Below are 15,853 nucleotides of genomic sequence, written 5' to 3' on the forward strand. Positions count from 1 at the left end.
CCCGCGGAGCGGGTAGAAGCCTGCTTCGCAGGCTTCGAGGGAACCCTTCGCGCGTTGCGCGAAGCTAACGGAGTGAAACCCCCAGCTTCGCTGGGGGTTTTCGGACTCTGCGCTGCGCTTCGAGTCCGGTGGTTTCCTTCCGCGCTGCTCCAGGAAACTGAAGCTGCTGACGCAGCCTCAGGCGGTTCCGGTTCCCGGAACCTTGAGGGTCCGTCCGCTGCGCTCCCTGACCCAACCCGCTTCGCGGGGCTGGCTGTCAGACTGGGGTGCTTCCTTCGGTGAGGACTTTGGAGGAATCCGGATTTGGGGGTAGTGCCTCTGGGGGTGGAGGTTCTGGAGGAGTATGGGTAAAAGGTTCAGGAGTGATGTTGTACCAAGGCGTCCCTGATAGGGCTCCAGCGCTCCGCTGTCCGCCAAAGTTGGTCGAACTGCGTCATCCGACGGATTCGCACGCTGGAACCGTTGCCGGCTCAGTGTTCCTGTGCGCGATCGTCCTGCCCGCGATCCACGCGGTGAGTGCTAGCGCGAGCCCGGCGGGGACGAGCGCCCACGCCACGAGGGAGGCGGGGCCGGTGCCCGCGGTGAGCAGTGCACCGCCGAGGGCTGCACCGACGGCGGAACCGAGATACATCGCCGCCATCTGGAACGCGATGATCGGCATCGCCTGCCCGGGCCGGTCCGCGGTGAGTGCCTGTTGCAGCGTCGGCACGCTCGCCCAGCCAGCCGCGCCCCAGACCATAGCCGCGATCAGCCACACGATCGGCGAAGAGGAAAGCCACACCGCAGCAAAGCTCAGCGCCAGCAGGGCGGGCAGCCCGACTAGCATCGGCCTGGGGCCGTAGCGGTCGAGCGGCTTGCCGATCAGCGCAGAGCCGGTAACGCCGCCGATACCCCACGCCCAGACCAGGGCGAACCCCAGGCCCCCGAGCCCTCGGTCCTCGGCCATGGGCAGCAGGTAGGTGTAGAGCCCCAGGCTCGCGACGCCCAGCAGGAAGGCCGCCACGACGCCGACGCTGGTCCGGCTCGATCGCAGCACCGTGAACGCGGACCCGCCTGCCGCCGTGTCGAGATGTGGGAGCGTCTTCGCGCGGAAGGCCAGCGCCGCCATGCTGACCACGCCGATGAGCACGACCAGGGCCATGGTCCAGCGCCACCCGGCACTCTGGCCGATGATCATCCCGACCGGCACGCCCGCGACGGTGCCGGTGGATAGCCCGAAGGTCACCAGGGACATGGCGCGGCCCCGCTCGTGGTCGGCGACCGTCGCGGCAGCCGTCGCCGTCGCCACCGCAGTGAGAATGCCCGCACCGGCCCCCGCGACGACCCGGGAGGCCAGGAAGACCTCGATGCCCGGCGCGACCGTGGTGATGAGGTTACCCACGTTGAACACCCCGAGGGCGATCAGCAGGGCGCGGGCGGTGCTGCCGCGGGTGAGTCTTCCGGAGAGCAGCGGACCGGCGACTGCGTACGCGGCCGTGAACGCCGCGACGCCCAGGCCGATCATCGCCGCCGTGGTCGTCAGGGAGTCGGCGATGGACGGAAGTACGCCGGCCAGAACGTAGGCGTCGATGCCGAGCGCGACCGCGGCAACGACGAGAGGCCACACTTTGCGGATCATGCGTCAGTCTCCCCCTCGTCGTCGCCGGCGCTCTCGTAGCCGGTGAGCACCGTGCCGAGCAGCCCCGGGAAGCGCGCCTCGAGATCCTCGTCGCGCAGCTTGATCATGCACTTGCGGCCCTCGGCCCGGACGAAGACCACCCCGGACTCGCGCAGCAGGCTCGTGTGGTGGGTCAGAGTCGAGCGCGGCAGGTCGGGGCCGAGGTCGATGCTGTCGACCTCACCCTCCTCGGCGAGCATCCGCACCATGTTCAGCCGCAGCGGCTCGCTGAGAGCGAAGAGCACGCGCGCGATCGCGATCTCTCCGGCATCCGGGTGGTGGTAGGTCCGTGGGGGCATGGCCCAACTCCTATCGTTCGAACTTTCCCGCACGATAATAGTTCGAAAATTCCCGCACGATCAAGTCGGCGGATATTCGCTCAGGAGGAACGCGGCCTAGCGTGCGTCACGCAGCCGCGCCGGGGCCGCGCGTGTTCGGAGCCGCGTCTCCCGGACGGGGACACTTCAGCGCTGATCGTGCAGCAGCCCTGCCTAGACGGCGGCGGCGAGCTGCGTGCGGTGCGCTCGCATCGAATATCGTCCGCCCGGCATGGACAGCACCACGCCGGCGAGCACCTCGACGGGGGGCCGCAGTCTTCAGCAGGAACCCGGCCGCGCCGTCGCGCAGCGCCTCACTCACATACTCGTCGATATCGACCGCGAGCCGCCGGTCGCGCTGAGGGAGGGCTGGGTCGTCGACCCCAGCGACTTCGTCGGCGACGTGATGCTGCAAGGCATCTGCCCTCCGAGGGCCGACGCCGCCCGCTACCTCAGTTACCACGAGGACCCCGAGGACTCTCGCTGGCACTGGGACGAGACACGATCCCCAGCGTTCAGCAGGTCGCTGTCCCAGTTCCTGACGCCTGCGACGGCGGGCTGGGTCCGCAGAGCGGCCTCAACGACCTGATCGAGAATCCGGCACATGTGCTCGCTTTGCACTACGACCAAGAGAGTCGGCAGCTCTGAGAACAGCTGCCCCTTCGTGTCCTCCACTCTCCTTCTTCGTCCGAGGAGTGGCTGCTTCGTTCCGGGAGCCGTTCAGTCCGCGTTGTCCTTGCCGAATGCCAACGCCTCGTCGCGCATGCCTTCCAAAACCTCGCAGTTGCGCATCATGACGTCAGAATCGTAGGTCTCAGTTGCTGACAGTCGGGACATCCGTTCGAGGACCTCGTCGTCGGTCAAGTGCGTGAGCCAGGCCGAGATCTGCTCCGAGCCCGGGGAACCGTCCATCTGAGCGATCATGTCGACGAGGTCGATCCGGACGAAGGCCGCGCCAAGCCGCTGTTGATGGCGCTCAGCCGCAGTGACGACCGACCCCGCGGCGATGGCGTCGCGCTCGTCTTCGTGCCCGACCGAGATGTTATAGCGGGTCGGCAGGACAATTTCAGGCGGCTCGGTTCCGGTGATGAGCCGCGGCACCGCCTGCGTGCGGATCCAATGGGAGATCTCGTCGAGCTCGGTCATCAAGATCGGCCAGCGATCCGTCCCGGGCCGGTTGATGCCGATCGTCGGGAAGAGAGCGACCGGCACCCGCTGGCCGAACGGGGTCTCCGCGATGACATCTCCTGCGCACAGCGGTACCTCGGGACGAGGCGGGAGATCGCGAACCGAGTGAGGCCTCTGGTCCTCCTGATACATGGCAGCGATCCGGACCGCAGTCACTGCAGGAGTCCGATGCTTCGCGTGGTTCGTGTGAAGGACCAGCCGAGCCAACGGGTGGTTCTCGGCGTCCTTCCGATTGAACGGCTGCAAGCCCTGGATCCTCCGCACGAGCTCGCTGCTGGGCTGCAACGAGGCCGGGCCGTTCTTCACACGCCCCCTCGCCCATGACTCGAAGTCCTCGGCTTTGTGAGACGCCGGGATCTCCACGACGCGCGCTGCCTTCTCATCAAGAGCCCCGTCGCGGAACTCGACCTCGGCGAACAACGCGTGCTCGAGCGCTCCTCGGAGCGCGACCAGCGCGTCGGCGACGAGCAGCGGCATCTTCTTCGGCAACGGAACCACGCGCGTCACGACGGTCCGCGTGTTGGGGCAGCCGATCTGCTCCTCGAGCTCGAAGATCCCGTCGGGCCTGGTCTGGTAGGCAAAGAGCAGATCGGAGACCTGACCGATCAGTTCATCCGCATGCGACAGAGTCGCCGCCACCCCCAGCTGATGATCCGGTAGCCAGTTGTACTCAATTGTCGTCATCGTCGCTCTCCTTGGATTCGTCCTCGACCGGGATGTCAGCTTCTCCCCCGCCGCTAGCCGGATCGGAGTCGGTCCAACCGCCGGATCTCGACGACCGGCGACGTCGCCCGGGTCGTCGAGGTGCAGTCTGGATCGTCCGAGACGTCTCCGAGGATGAGCTACGCCGGACGGCCGACCTGGATTAAAAGATCGACGAGCCCGCGCAGCGGAAGGGTCTGACCGTCGCGGCGGAGGGTATGCGTGCCTTCTTCGCCGCCTTCCGAAGGATCTCGCGTTCCTCCTCCAGCTCACGAACCTTCTTCCGCAGAGCCGCGTTCTCTGCCTCCAGCGGGCCCGGGGACGGCTAGCTCCGGCTGCCGGATTCCGGAGTAGTGCCTCTGCGGATGGAGGGTTCTGGAGGAGTGTGAGTGAGAGGTTCGGGAGTGACGTCGTCCGGCTTCGTTGGGCAACTATCCGAGTCCGGTTCTGCGTGACGGGCGTTCAGGCGGTCCCGGCCTACGAATTGGCCGTGCCGGCGTACGCGATCGTGAGGACGGTCATCGTCGATGTCTCGTGGCCGAGGAGGATCACCGCGGTGACGTGGCCCTGGGCAACGGTGCGGATGATGCCGTCGTCCTGCCCGTAGGGCTCCGAGCACGCGAACGGGTCCTGCTGGGCGTCGACCAGGGCGAGCGCGAGGTCCCGCCGGGCAAGATCGGGGAGCTGCTTGTACGTGTCGAAGACGTCAGTAGGGAAGTTGAGCCGGTAGGTCACGCCGCTCCCCGGCCGCGGTCGTCCCGGTTGCCCTGGCGCGGCTCGACGTCCCTGAGAACGTCGGCGGTGACATCCCTGGTCTCCAGGTCGTCAGGGAGAACACCGCGCACCTTCATGTGGGCGCGGGCGGCCTCGATGCGGGGCCGGGCCGATTCGAGCTGCTCGGCGGCCGAGGCCCAGCCGTCGAGGACGGCAGGCAGGTCCTCGATCGGGGTGAGGTTGACGTCCTGGAGCAGCTGCTGCCGGGACGCGGAGTGCGGCAGCGCGACGTGCAGCCGGTCCACGGTCCAGTCCTCGTGCGCCATGTGCCCTCCTGCGGTCACGCCCGGACAGCCAGAGTAGCGCCAAGGGGAGCGTCGCGGAGGCGCTCGTTCGTGCTGACGCGCGGGCGCTGTGGCGCGGCGGTGGTCTCTCTCGCTACCGTCGGCGGATGACCTTTGATGATGAGCCTGTCTCCGACTTACAGCCGAGCGAAGCGCCGACGAGCGTGATCGTCGGCGCACTGCGCTGGGACATCCTGAACGAGTGGGTCCGTTACCTGAACGACGACCAACACCCGGACAAAACGGCCGAGATGTCGTACGTCTGGGGCTTCATCAACCGGGACTCCGGCGGCGACGTGCTGCGCTGCCTGTGGAGCAAGCACGAGACCGCGTACCCCCTGTTCGCCGAGACGGTGTGGTTGCTGCACCGCGAGTTCAGCGAAGGCTCCGGGCCGGAACATCACCCCCTGTTCGCCGGCCTTCCGCCGATCCCTTCTGACATCCTCTTCCGGAAGATCGCGAACTCGTCCGCGGCGGCATTCCGGAAGCTGACCGAGGCCCAGATGATCGAGATCCTCCGCAAGGCCCCGAACGACTACGCGGCGATGCGGTAGGGGTGCTCCCGAGGGGGCGACAGCTCCGCGGGTGTGCGGCTGATCGAGTCGCACGGTTACCCGGATGATCCCGAGTACGACATGAGGGTGGGCGGCATGGCGCTGTCGAGCACAGTGCCGGATGCGGCAGGACGTCGCTCCTTGGTCGGGCCTCGCAAGTATTGGCCGAAGCAGTCCCCAGGCCCGGGGCGGCCGCCCTACGATGGGTGCCTCCGTCCATGCCGGGAGGCTGCTGTGTCGCCACACCGTCCCGACTACCCGCCGAAGACTCCGCCGCCGCCCAAGCGGCCCGTCCAGCCTCTACCGCCGGAGCAGCAGACTGCCCCTGCGCCCGCTACGGTCACCATCCGCGGGCGGTCCGTACGGAACTGGGCTGTCACCCCGAGCAGTGGCGCCGCCGCCCGCGTGGGCCAGGAGGTCGCCACAACACTGCACCAGTGGGGCTACAGGCCGAAGGACGATCAGCCACAACAGGCCGTCGAGCTCCTGCTCCGCTCGGCCGCGCAGGATGGCGGCCGACGCGTCTCGCTGCACCTGGCCGACGACGAGGACCGGAACCAAGTGATGCTCTTGGCGCTCAGCCACCGGCAGGACACGCCGCCGAGCAACGACGACCAGGCGCTCCGGGACGCCGAGCACATGCGCGCTTTGGCCGCGCTCGGGATTCGCGATGTCGGTATGGAGACCGCGCCGAGCGGGCGCCGCTGGTGGGCAGGGCTCGACCTTCCCCGCCCCGGCCAAGCCCTCGAGCTCAACGAACAGCGGCCGCATGCGCTCTCTCGCGGACCCAGGAAGCTGGAAGGCCCTCCGGTTCGCGCGTAGCTCGCCCGCATAGTCCGGCGCTCTACTCCCTCTGCACCGTACCGTGGGACCTCAGCGCACCATGCCTCGAAGCTCGTTCGTCGCGGATCCGCATCAGGCACTGCTGACCGTACGCCGACGCACCGTCGCAGTCGTCGACCGTCAGCGCACGTGGCGGCGCCGGGCCCAGGAGGATGCCCGCCTGCTCCACGGCAACGACAAGCTCTGAACCGGAGCCGGCGACGGAACTGAGCGTCCACTACGAGATGGGCGTGCTCGGTGTCACGCGTCGTCGCTGGCGAGGCTCAGCTCGATCCGGGTTTCGTGGAAGTGGTCCCAGTCCATGATCAGGCGGAAGCGGTGGTGTGTCTCCAGGCGTTCGGCGTCGGCCGGCTCCTGGTCGCGCAAAATCTTGGCGTCGTCGGACTGGACGAGTTCGACGAGGGCGATGCGCAGGTCGTTGACGTCCTGACCGGTGGCGCCGGCCAGGCGGTCCAAGGAGGTGAGAATCTCCTGCGGTTCACCCAGATCTTCGATCAGGTGGTTGACGAGGACGTCGACGAGAGGTCCGGTGCGCATGATCCAGCGGATCTTGTCGAGCCGCTCGGTGAGTCGGGTGTCCAGGGGCAGCAGGGCGCCGGGGAGCGGCAGTGCGGCGGGCATCGACCACCGGGTTCCCTGGGGTGTTTCCTTGCGGGCTGCCAGGCCCCACGTCAGGTAGAGCTCTACAAGGTCCCGCACCGTGGTGGGCACCGGGTAGCCAGCGGCCGTGAGCATGGCGCCGAACTTCTCCCAGCGGGCCGCCTCGCACGCCTCCCGGCCCTCCGGGGCCTCCTCGTAGTCCCACTCCTCACCGTGCCAGGTGAACGTGAGGGCACCGTCGAGATCGCCGCCGATCATGTCCCAGTGGCCACCGCAGAGCTCCAGCAGCAGGTCGGCCAGGGAGCCGGTGAAACCGGGCTGGGCCGCGGTCCCCATCAGCATGGTCAGGGCGAGGGCCTGACGGGGCAGAACGTGTTCCCAGCCGGAGACGAACCAGTCGTTGTGCATCGCCATGTCCCGGCGCTGGCCAGGGACAGCAGTGTTCTCCATCATCCGCATCTCTCTGTGAAAACGGCCGGACGTCCGCAGCGTACGCACAGAAGCGGGACACTTTTGTCACCGGCGGCCGACCCATGCCTGGTGGTCGGGGGCGACGTGCAGGTGCTCACGCAGGCGGCCTCGCAGAACCCCGACGCGTGTCCGGCCCTCCAAAACCTGCAGCCCGCCCGCGGCCGAGTCCAGGAGACACCGCTCGATCAGGAGCGGCGGGCGCAGCCACGTTCCGTGCTCGTCCCAGTGCCGGGCGACCTCCGGGGACCGAACGCTGACCCAGTGCATGGGGTTGACGGCGTAGCTCTCGATGCAGCCGGTATCGGAGGATCCGGTCGGCATGCTGCGGAAGTCGGCGGCCTGGATGGTCTCCAGTCGCCAGGTGATGTCACGCAGGTCGATGGTGTTGTAGTCGTTGATGAAGGCGGTGTTGTCGCCGTGGTCGAAGAGGAACTGTTCCAGAACATCGTCTGGCCACCGCAGCACGGTCAGCTCAGGGGCGGCGCGGAAACGGTCGAAGCTGAGGGCGCCGTCCCGGCGGCGGGCCGTCAGGGGGGCGAGGTCGGTGAGCTTCATGCCACAGGTCTACAGGAGTTGGTTCCCCATAGAGGGCGGGGCGCACTCATGGCTGGCCGGCAGGTGGAGGCGCCCGGTGTGTCGCAGAGTTCGGCCAGCGGGCCCGCGAGTTCGCGTGCTTACACCCGGTAAGCGTTTCGATGGGATCGAAGTCCAGCGTCAACCCGATGCTGTCATCTTCGCCCCTCGACTTCGCGGACCGGGAGGTGGCGGTGCCTCCTACCGCAATTCTGGGTTTTCTCGGCCGCGATGCCCTGGGCCCGCGGCAGGGCTTCGGAAAGCTGGCCGCGCTACCAGCGCTTGCTCGGCCGTGGGCGGGGCGGCAGTTCAGCCTGTTCAGCGATGGCGAGGAGGCGCTCGGTGGTTTCCTCGCCGACCGTCTCGACGAGCCGCTCGACACTGGAGGCGACCAGGATCCAGGACCGCCCCGGCAGTCGGCTCAGGCGGTCGACGGCGTCCGCCAAGGCTCCCGCCTCCACTGCCATCAGCGCCTGGATGTCGGCGGAGTCCGTCTCCAGCGGCACCGCGGCCTCCCGCACCAGGTCGACAGAGACCGTCACGTCATCGATCACCATGACCCTGGCCGCGTTCTCGATCAGGCCGGGCTCATAGGTGCCTTTGAGCTCCATGGCCTGGTGAATGGTGATGTCCGCCGCGGGGTAACCGGCGGCCAGGAGGCGGCGCAACGCGGCGTAGGCGGTGTGGGACTTGCCGGACCAGTGCGGCCCCAGGAGCAGCAGGCGGGCGGTTTCGCCAGCGAGGACGGTGGTGCACCACTGGGTGATGGCGGGGTGGTCGGTCTCGGCATCGCGGAAGAGGGCGGGTATGACGGACATCGGCTCAGCGTAGCCGGACATGTTGTGCGGCAAGGGGCGTTGGGTATTCCTGTGGGATCCGCTGGGGTGGGGGGCGCGGACGTGTATGTACGGCCTCTTCGGGGCTGGGGGAAGCGGGTCGCACAGAGCCGGTGAGCACTGCCACGATCGATGTCACCGCGCCGGGCGCTACCGACTGAGGGCGCTTGTACGACTCCCCCCGTCCCCGGGTTCACCGGGCTGTTCCTGCACCAGGGCCCGGCTCGGCGCGGGCGAGGCGGCCGTCGCCGTCGTGCCTGTCGTCTGCGTCACCGTGCTCGCCGCCCTGGAGCGCCCTCTGCCCGGGGTTCTGGTCACCCGGCCAAGGCCATGAGTGCGAGGGCCAGTACGGCGAGGCCGACGATGCCACCGAGTGCGGCGAGGACCACGGCCCTGGTGGTGGCGATCATGATCTCAACGAGCATCACCGCCTCGGATGATCGGCGGCCCGTGGATGCCTGACCCGGTCGGGTCCGGGTGGCGATGAAAGCGGCGCCGACGGCACCGGCCAGGGCGAGGCTGCCGGTGATGAACGCGCCGATGATGACGGGGTGCAAGGTGTGCCTCCGAAGGTGGTGGAGGCCTCAAACAAGCACCCCACCACCAGGGTCATCAAGTCCGTCACCTGCACGTTTCCACGAAACTTGACGGTATGAAACCGCGTCGATCCGGGCCTGTTTTCCACCTGAAGCGGCTGTCGGTGGTCACCGATTCGCATGGGGCAGAACAGCGTTTTCCGCTCACGGCACCCCTGGCTTTTCATGGAGAGGTCCGCGAATCGTGGTTCACACGACCGGTTGCGGTGGTCGACGTGACGGCGACCTGCACGAACGCCGTGCGATGGCTCGATGATTATGTGGATTTCCTAGCCGATTCCGGCCCCACGATTTCGCAGCCAGGTCTACGGGGTTCCGCCTGTGCTCTTTCCAGGCCCGGTTCCATGGGGTTATCGGTCACCAATCGACTACCGAAGGTCACCCATTCGGCCTAACGGGTGCTGCTCGGCAGTGTCGCCCCTCCCATCTCGGCAAGGTGTTGAAGACCCGCCACGCTGTGCGACTGCATCTGGAGCTGACGCCGATGCTGAGCGGCTTCTACCACATCACCGACTCCTTCGGCCCTGCCCCGGCTCGCCTTGGGCCGCACGGGTGACTGTGCTGGTCAACGTGGGTGGAGAGGTCGGAGCATGAGGACCATGAATACAGACGAGCCTGACGTTGCGCCGACCGAATTTCAGCCCGGTGACTCTCTCACCGGCTCCGCATGGCCGGGCATCCTTCTCACGGCCGTGCCCGTCGCTACGGCGGTCACGGTGGCCGGCCGGGTAGCGAAGGCACACATCGAGCAGCGCGGCGCAACCGAACGGACCGCCATCGAGCAGCGCGGCGAGACCCAGCGGGCGGCGATCGCTGCCGGGGTGGAGCGTGAGCGGATCCGTCGGCCCCGGCTTCCGGCCGGAGACGGCGACGCTTCCTGAAGGCACGCTGCCCTCATCGCAACTGCGTGGGCTCCTGTTCCGGGGAGGAATAGAGGATGCCGCCGCCCCGACGCAGGTCCCACTGGTAGTTCGTGGAGCGCTCCAGGAGGCGGCGTTGCTCGGGGTCGGCGTCGGAGAGCGTCAGCTCGACGAAGCCGCGGCCGCCTTCGAGGACTCCTCTCCTTGGCAGGTGGTGCTGCCGGTGAAGACCAGCAGGGTCGTGCCGACGGAGATGTGGACGGTGTCGCCGTGGATCGGGCGAGTGCCGGGGAACGTCACGCGCTCACCCCCAGGGGGATCTCGGCAATCGGGTTCCACTGGATACGCCGGCCGTCGAACCACTGCTCGACGAGGTGGATCCGGTCGGCGAGCACGGTGGCGGACAAGGGGCCGTCGAGCGACGAGCGTGGAGTTCCAGCACCCCGGCGACGTGGCGGTTCGACGTCACCGAGCTGGCCTGGCGCGAGGCCGACCGGCCGTACCTGACCCACCAGGCCGGCTTCGCCCCCAATGTCGCAGCAGCCATCGCCCCCGTCTCGGCGCAGCAGGCCAGTGCCTCCTACCAGGCCCGCTACGACGAAGCAGGGTTCCTGCGGGCAACGGCCCGCAACGCCGCGCGGCCCTTCGCCGACCGGGCCGCCCAGATCCAGGCCATGGCCGAACGGCTCCTCGGGGGCCGGACCGAACGGGCCCGGACCGCCTCGCCCCCGTCCGCGCCGCCGCAGACGGCCGTACCGCATCCCCCCGCGCCCGTGCAGCGATTGACCACCGCCGAACCGCAGTCCGTCCGCGCCGGCACGCAGGGCGCCAACGAGACGGCCGCCATGCTCCGCACCGAGCTGGGACGGGCCGACAGCAAGGCATCTCTGTTACTGGCCCTCACTGGGGCGGGGCTTGCCGGGATCGCCTCTGCCGCGCCCCAGCTCGACCTCCCCGCCACAGCCGAGCCCGCCCAGGACAGCAGACGGGCGGTGAAATGCAGCCGGTACGGCCTGATGGCCAGCGGGCGCCTGCCTCCCGGACCCGGGCCGCCCAGCTGATACGTGGAACGGGCCCTGCTGGATTCCGGTCGTGCAGCCGCGCCTTGAGCAAGATCAAACTCCGCCGAGAGAACACGAAATCCCGGCAGCGAGACGCCACCGGGAAGATCTTCCCGACTCTAGAGCAACCCAAAGATCGTGTATCGCAGACGCACCAACAGGCACCCGACAGAGCCGCCCCGCAGACGTGCGAACCGGAACCACCGACTCCACCGCCGCGTGGCCAGACTCGCGAGACCTGGGCGGCAAGTCTCTGCGATCCTGCCGTCACCGCAGTTGTCCGGCCTGACGGTGCTGCTCGTGGTACTGGATCGCGGCCGACGAGCTCACCTCAGGCCGAGCTCCTGCCGGATGCGGGGAAGCGAGTCCAGGCACTCCTGGAGCGCGGGCGGTTCCTCCAGGTGAAGGCCGGAATCGTGAGAGGTCTCCGCGTATGCGGTGCGGATCTGCTGCAGGCGTCGCTCGTAGACTCGGACACACTCGCGGAGATAACCGCTCGGAAGGTCCCCCTGCTCGGACGGAACCCGGATGGTCTCCCGCAGCTGGGTCAGGAACTCATCCGGGGACTGAATATGCGGTGTGTTCAGCAGCAGCAGCGGTGCGCGCACGTTTTGGTGAGAGGTGACAGTTTCCGTGTTGTTGTAGGTGAGAACGACCCGAAGCCGGCAGGAAGCGAGGCCGTCGTCCTCCTCGCGAACGGCGACCAGAACCCGGCTGATGAACCGGTCCGTGCCGCCCGGAGGCAGAACCTGGCTGATCCGCTGCGGACTGGTATCGCCGTGGCGGTAGGTGGCGGTGGAACTCTGCATGCTATTCAGCACGGCTCCCCACTCATCTCTCGGCGCCGGGGATCTCAGGTGCAGCAAATCTGAGCACTCCAGGGCCAGTTCCGTTACATAGGCGCTCTCGCCTCCACTGTTACGGAGCTTGACGTCCAGGACCACGAACAGTGCACGAGTAGAGAAGACTGCGGCGAGCTCGCGCCGCGCATTGTCCACGTCCTCGTCGCCGGAATTCGCGTCCGCATCCGGGTACAGCACCGCAAGATCGACTACCTCGACCCGAGCCTTCACTGGCCTACGTGCTTTCACTGCCACCCACGCCGCGATGAGCGTGCCCAGGATGCCCGCTCCGGCTCCGATGAAGGCCTCAACCATGGTCCGGACCGTAGTCCACAGACGCTGGAGACGACAGAGGGCCTGGGGCGCATCCATGGCATCTGCCACATGGAGCCCGCCCTCATATATGCCTAACTTGCCTTACACCTTCCCATCCCGTTGACCTGTAGATTCACTTGACAGCACTAGATAACGATCGGGAGGACCGGGCAGGCGCGTACCGGCGGAGGCTGGACGCCTCGACCCGGTCCTTCGCCTACAGCTACCAGTTCGCCGATCTGCGCCGCGAAGCCGGACGGGCCTCGTACAAGCTGCTCACGGCGCAGATGCCCGCGATGTGGGAGATCAGCAGCGACCTGATCAGTGCGCTCAACGGTGTTCGCCTGTGCGGCAGCGTCCAGGTCATCGACGCCGCGGAGAAGCTCGTCACGGCCGCCGGGAATCTGGATCTGAACGAGCGGAAGGCGGACCGCTTCCAGCTGAAGGCCGAAGCGGTGGTTGCCGACCAGAAGGCGTTCCTGGACACCTGCCGGGAAGAGCTCTCCTACAACGCCCGCTGGTACCAGCTCCTGCGCAAGCGCAAGGAGAAGCGCTTCCTCCGGCAGCTCGCAGCCGACTGACCACACCTGTCCCCCTGAACCTCCGGTCCAGAGCGACCGGAGCGGGAACCATTCCGTCCGCGCGGGGAGTGGTTCTGTCGGTCATGATGGGACGCCCGACCGACGAAGGAGCGCCATGCCGACCCTCTCCCCACCCTGACCGCCGAGCAGCGAGCCGAAGCGCTCGCGAAGGCTGGCCGGGTCCGCAAAGAGCGCAGCGAGATGCTCGCGGCGTTGAAGGCTGAACGTCTTTCGCTTCTCAACGTCTTGGACCGCGGCGACGACACCGCCCGGCAGACACGTGCCCTTCATCTCCTGCAGTCGCTCCCTGGCGTCGGCACGGTGAAGGCCCGCCGTCATCTCGTGGATCTCGGTATCTCAGAGACGCGGAGGATCAAGGGTCTCGGCGCACAGCCGCCAGTACCCTCGACGAGGCCGCTCGGCACGCCAACTCCCTGCGCGCGGAACTCCGCCGACGTGGGACACACCCGAGGGTCCTGGAGTACTGCACCCAGGAGATCCTCGCGAAGAACGCCTTCCACGCCAGCCTGGAAGCGGCCAAGTCCGTCTTCGACCGCCTGCGGCAGCTCACCGGCGAGCAGCTCGACGGGGCCCGGCTGGTCGACGCCGTCCTGATGCCCGGCGCCACCGGAGCGCCGCAGGTCGCCATCAACACCGGCGTCACCACGACGGAACGGGATGAGCAGAAGGGCTTCGCCTCGCTGATCAAGGGACTGGGCAGCATGTACCGGAATCCGGCGGCGCATGATCCCCGGCTCAGCCGGCCGGTGGGCGACGAGGAACTGCTGGAGCTGCTGACCGCCTTGTCAATGGTCCACCGCCGTCTCGATGCCGCCCGTACACAGCCCTGACCGTCCGCGGCGGCCTTGTCGTCGGCCGTCGGAGTCGTTCGACTGTCCGGGGCTGTGCCCCGTGGCCAGGGCACGGCCCGTCCCCGTCGGGGGGTGATGGTGAGGGCCGTACACGGCGAGCTCGTCGGCCAGGCCCCCGTTGCCGAACTCCCGTGCGGGTGAGTGCAGCTGAGGGGCCGTCGGTTGACGGGCATGTGTCCGGTCGCGGTCTACGATCTATCTATGAGCGTTCAGACCGTGATCGAGGCCTAGGCATTCCCCCTCACTGTCGCTGTGGGGCCGGAGCTGCTGATGCAGCCAGTGAGCCGGAACGCTGTCGAAGGGCTGGACGAGGCGTACACCGAGGCCTGCCTGGACTTCACCTCAGGCATCCAGTCCACCGGCACCACCATCGATGCTCGGTGGAAGGTCGCGCCTGATCACAGTCATGTTCTGCTCCTGCTTCACGGCAGGACACCCAAGCCCTTCGAGCTGGCAGTCCGCTTCACGCTCGAGACAGCCCTGGAGCAGGACCGGCGCTTCTTCGTGAAAGTGGCGGAGCACGCGGATGCCGGGCGGGTCTGTCTGTGGATCTACCCCGACAAGGAAGATGCCGCGCGCGCCGCGGTCGCGCTGCAGAAGCAGGACTTGCCGCTCTTCGGCAGCCTGGGCATCGGCGTCGAGAGCGACCTGCAGTGCCGCACCTTGCACCGGCTCGGCCGAGCACCCCGCCCGGCCACCTGACCACCGCCCGGGCCGGCAAGGCTCCGCAGCGACATCAAGCCCGCTCGCGAGACGAAGGGCCAGGGCAACCCAAGAGCCCGCGAGGCGAAAGAAACGCGTCATCGTTCTCGCCTTCAGCGGCGTGATGACCGCTTTAGCCCTCATCGCCGAGCGACCTCTTGGCCTACTGGTAGCCGTGTTGCCGCGCCGGCCCTCACAGATGCGTGCCCGGCTGGTGGGGCCGCATGGCCTATTTCAGACCGAGAGGACCCTCGTGGGACGCAACAAGCCTGGTAAGCCCCGACGCCGCCGCCCCGACGAACTGCCCGACAGCATCAAGATCAGAGAGACCCGGCCCGGGGAGGGCAAGGCGTTCACCGAGCTCGCCACGCTCGCCATGGAAGGACACGGCGACTTCGACGACCGCGAGGCCATGTGCGAGACCGTCGACGCAGCAGGGCCCTTCATCAGCCGGTTCGGCGCCGGGCGGTTCGTCTTCCTGGTCGCCGAACACACGCCCACCGCGCGCATCGTCGGCGTCTCCTCCAGCATCCCGCCTCTGTCCGTCCTCGGAGGCATGGAACGGGACGGGGCAGACCCCGTGTCCCTGGGAGCTACCGCTATGGCTTACGCCAAGCTCCGGGCCCTGGCCGTCACGGACGACTACCGGCGTCAGGGCATCGCCTCCGCCCTGATCACCAGGGCCATGGCAATCCACCGTGAGCACCGCGCGTTCTTTATGTACGGGCAGTTCACCGCCGAAGACGCCGCCCTGGCCCGGTTCTACCGACGTCACGGCTTCACCATCCACCCCCCGGGCGAGCCGGTCATCCTTCCCAGAAGTTCAAGGCACCGCGATGTCGGTGCCATGCCGCTCCCCGGCGAGCAGATGTTCTCGCGCTCGATCTGACCCCGACGGCCCGACTGCCCCCTGACCGGGCGAATTCCAGGGCGGCCGGCATGTGCTGTGCCGGCCACCGCCTTGGGTAGGTGGGTGGCCGGTGGTCGGTAACCGGCTCCCGGTCCGCTGGGCAAGGAACCCGCCGAAGCCACCGTCTGCGCGGATCAGTTGCGTGTTCACCTTCTCGGCGGTTTGCAACAGTTGTGTCCCTGGTGGTGCGGGACTCGTTGGTGCTCCTGGCGGGTGTGTTTGGGTCCTGTGCATGAACGTGCAATTGAGAGCCTGCAAGGCCGGGCCGCCGTCCGGTCCGGCGATCGTGCACGAGTAGCTGACAGAACCCCGCGC

The 15,853-nt window shown here is 67.9% G+C and carries 21 protein-coding genes and 1 pseudogene; 11 read left to right on the plus strand and 11 right to left on the minus strand.

All coding sequences use genetic code 11. The features are described from left to right. Positions 1-433: 433 nt before the first annotated feature. Entirely contained in the window at positions 434-1,618 is a 1,185-nt protein-coding gene (locus ACSLIC_RS00005; RefSeq protein WP_436735590.1) for an MFS transporter, read from the minus strand. Continuing rightward, on the minus strand, positions 1,615-1,956 hold the full coding sequence (locus ACSLIC_RS00010) for an ArsR/SmtB family transcription factor (protein WP_436735591.1): 342 nt from the start codon (positions 1,954-1,956) through the stop codon (positions 1,615-1,617). Before ACSLIC_RS00010 ends, ACSLIC_RS00005 begins: the two co-directional genes overlap by 4 nt. 250 nt (positions 1,957-2,206) lie before the next feature. On the opposite strand from ACSLIC_RS00010, the gene ACSLIC_RS00015 reads away from it, so the two are divergent. Then, positions 2,207-2,563 (plus strand): hypothetical protein, encoded by a 357-nt coding sequence (locus tag ACSLIC_RS00015; protein WP_436735592.1) that lies wholly within the window; start codon positions 2,207-2,209, stop codon positions 2,561-2,563. Positions 2,564-2,694: 131 nt separating this feature from the next. Here the strand turns inward: ACSLIC_RS00015 and ACSLIC_RS00020 are convergent, their stop codons facing one another. The 3 genes from ACSLIC_RS00020 to ACSLIC_RS00030 all read right to left on the minus strand — a co-directional run bounded on the left by ACSLIC_RS00020 (position 2,695) and on the right by ACSLIC_RS00030 (position 4,904). Continuing rightward, positions 2,695-3,846: a hypothetical protein gene (locus tag ACSLIC_RS00020; protein ID WP_436735593.1), complete on the minus strand. Its 1,152-nt coding sequence runs from the start codon at positions 3,844-3,846 to the stop codon at positions 2,695-2,697. 495 nt (positions 3,847-4,341) lie between these two features. Then, positions 4,342-4,599 (minus strand): hypothetical protein, encoded by a 258-nt coding sequence (locus tag ACSLIC_RS00025; RefSeq protein ID WP_436735594.1) that lies wholly within the window; start codon positions 4,597-4,599, stop codon positions 4,342-4,344. Further along, positions 4,596-4,904, minus strand: a complete 309-nt coding sequence (locus ACSLIC_RS00030; RefSeq protein WP_436735595.1) for a hypothetical protein — start codon at positions 4,902-4,904, stop codon at positions 4,596-4,598. Before ACSLIC_RS00030 ends, ACSLIC_RS00025 begins: the two co-directional genes overlap by 4 nt. Positions 4,905-5,029: 125 nt before the next feature. On the opposite strand from ACSLIC_RS00030, the gene ACSLIC_RS00035 reads away from it, so the two are divergent. The 3 genes from ACSLIC_RS00035 (at position 5,030) to ACSLIC_RS00045 (ending at position 6,506) form a co-directional block, all read left to right on the plus strand. Further along, on the plus strand, positions 5,030-5,476 hold the full coding sequence (locus tag ACSLIC_RS00035) for a hypothetical protein (RefSeq protein WP_436735596.1): 447 nt from the start codon (positions 5,030-5,032) through the stop codon (positions 5,474-5,476). A gap of 405 nt (positions 5,477-5,881) precedes the next feature. Then, on the plus strand, positions 5,882-6,298 hold the full coding sequence (locus ACSLIC_RS00040; RefSeq protein ID WP_436735597.1) for a hypothetical protein: 417 nt from the start codon (positions 5,882-5,884) through the stop codon (positions 6,296-6,298). 61 nt (positions 6,299-6,359) lie between these two features. Beyond that, positions 6,360-6,506 carry a hypothetical protein gene (locus ACSLIC_RS00045; protein ID WP_436735598.1) on the plus strand — a complete coding sequence of 49 codons (147 nt, stop codon included), beginning with the start codon at positions 6,360-6,362 and terminating at the stop codon, positions 6,504-6,506. Between the two features lie 53 nt (positions 6,507-6,559). Here the strand turns inward: ACSLIC_RS00045 and ACSLIC_RS00050 are convergent, their stop codons facing one another. The 4 genes from ACSLIC_RS00050 to ACSLIC_RS00065 all read right to left on the minus strand — a co-directional run bounded on the left by ACSLIC_RS00050 (position 6,560) and on the right by ACSLIC_RS00065 (position 9,356). Beyond that, on the minus strand, positions 6,560-7,372 hold the full coding sequence (locus ACSLIC_RS00050; protein WP_436735599.1) for a DUF6042 family protein: 813 nt from the start codon (positions 7,370-7,372) through the stop codon (positions 6,560-6,562). Positions 7,373-7,435: 63 nt separating this feature from the next. Further along, a complete protein-coding gene (locus tag ACSLIC_RS00055; RefSeq protein WP_436735600.1) occupies positions 7,436-7,945 on the minus strand; it encodes a hypothetical protein in 510 nt (169 codons plus the stop codon). 290 nt (positions 7,946-8,235) lie between these two features. Further along, positions 8,236-8,781: a hypothetical protein gene (locus tag ACSLIC_RS00060; protein ID WP_436735601.1), complete on the minus strand. Its 546-nt coding sequence runs from the start codon at positions 8,779-8,781 to the stop codon at positions 8,236-8,238. 332 nt (positions 8,782-9,113) lie between these two features. Then, positions 9,114-9,356, minus strand: coding sequence for a hypothetical protein (locus ACSLIC_RS00065; protein ID WP_436735602.1), 243 nt, complete (start codon positions 9,354-9,356; stop codon positions 9,114-9,116). Between the two features lie 638 nt (positions 9,357-9,994). Between ACSLIC_RS00065 and ACSLIC_RS00070 the strand changes: the two genes are divergently transcribed. After that, positions 9,995-10,276, plus strand: coding sequence for a hypothetical protein (locus ACSLIC_RS00070; RefSeq protein WP_436735603.1), 282 nt, complete (start codon positions 9,995-9,997; stop codon positions 10,274-10,276). Between the two features lie 141 nt (positions 10,277-10,417). On the opposite strand, the gene ACSLIC_RS00075 is transcribed toward ACSLIC_RS00070, so the two are convergent. After that, the gene (locus tag ACSLIC_RS00075; RefSeq protein ID WP_436735604.1) at positions 10,418-10,555 is read right to left on the minus strand and encodes a hypothetical protein; all 138 of its coding nucleotides are present in this window, start codon (positions 10,553-10,555) and stop codon (positions 10,418-10,420) included. A 74-nt stretch (positions 10,556-10,629) separates the two neighbouring features. On the opposite strand from ACSLIC_RS00075, the gene ACSLIC_RS00080 reads away from it, so the two are divergent. Beyond that, on the plus strand, positions 10,630-11,316 hold the full coding sequence (locus tag ACSLIC_RS00080) for a hypothetical protein (protein ID WP_436735605.1): 687 nt from the start codon (positions 10,630-10,632) through the stop codon (positions 11,314-11,316). A gap of 326 nt (positions 11,317-11,642) precedes the next feature. On the opposite strand, the gene ACSLIC_RS00085 is transcribed toward ACSLIC_RS00080, so the two are convergent. After that, the gene (locus ACSLIC_RS00085) at positions 11,643-12,473 is read right to left on the minus strand and encodes a hypothetical protein (RefSeq protein ID WP_436735606.1); all 831 of its coding nucleotides are present in this window, start codon (positions 12,471-12,473) and stop codon (positions 11,643-11,645) included. A 137-nt stretch (positions 12,474-12,610) separates the two neighbouring features. On the opposite strand from ACSLIC_RS00085, the gene ACSLIC_RS00090 reads away from it, so the two are divergent. The 5 genes and pseudogenes from ACSLIC_RS00090 to ACSLIC_RS00110 all read left to right on the plus strand — a co-directional run bounded on the left by ACSLIC_RS00090 (position 12,611) and on the right by ACSLIC_RS00110 (position 15,517). Beyond that, positions 12,611-13,054 carry a hypothetical protein gene (locus tag ACSLIC_RS00090; protein WP_436735607.1) on the plus strand — a complete coding sequence of 148 codons (444 nt, stop codon included), beginning with the start codon at positions 12,611-12,613 and terminating at the stop codon, positions 13,052-13,054. A gap of 135 nt (positions 13,055-13,189) precedes the next feature. Further along, positions 13,190-13,387: pseudogene (locus ACSLIC_RS00095) on the plus strand (integration host factor, actinobacterial type); the annotation flags it as partial. Between the two features lie 101 nt (positions 13,388-13,488). Further along, positions 13,489-13,905 carry a TIGR02391 family protein gene (locus tag ACSLIC_RS00100; RefSeq protein ID WP_436740224.1) on the plus strand — a complete coding sequence of 139 codons (417 nt, stop codon included), beginning with the start codon at positions 13,489-13,491 and terminating at the stop codon, positions 13,903-13,905. Between the two features lie 273 nt (positions 13,906-14,178). Further along, a complete protein-coding gene (locus ACSLIC_RS00105) occupies positions 14,179-14,628 on the plus strand; it encodes a hypothetical protein (RefSeq protein ID WP_436735608.1) in 450 nt (149 codons plus the stop codon). 253 nt (positions 14,629-14,881) lie between these two features. Beyond that, positions 14,882-15,517: a GNAT family N-acetyltransferase gene (locus ACSLIC_RS00110; RefSeq protein WP_436735609.1), complete on the plus strand. Its 636-nt coding sequence runs from the start codon at positions 14,882-14,884 to the stop codon at positions 15,515-15,517. The last annotated feature ends 336 nt before the right edge of the window (positions 15,518-15,853 follow it).

The organism is Streptomyces sp. BBFR102 (genome assembly GCF_051397025.1).
GTDB lineage: Bacteria > Actinomycetota > Actinomycetes > Streptomycetales > Streptomycetaceae > Streptomyces.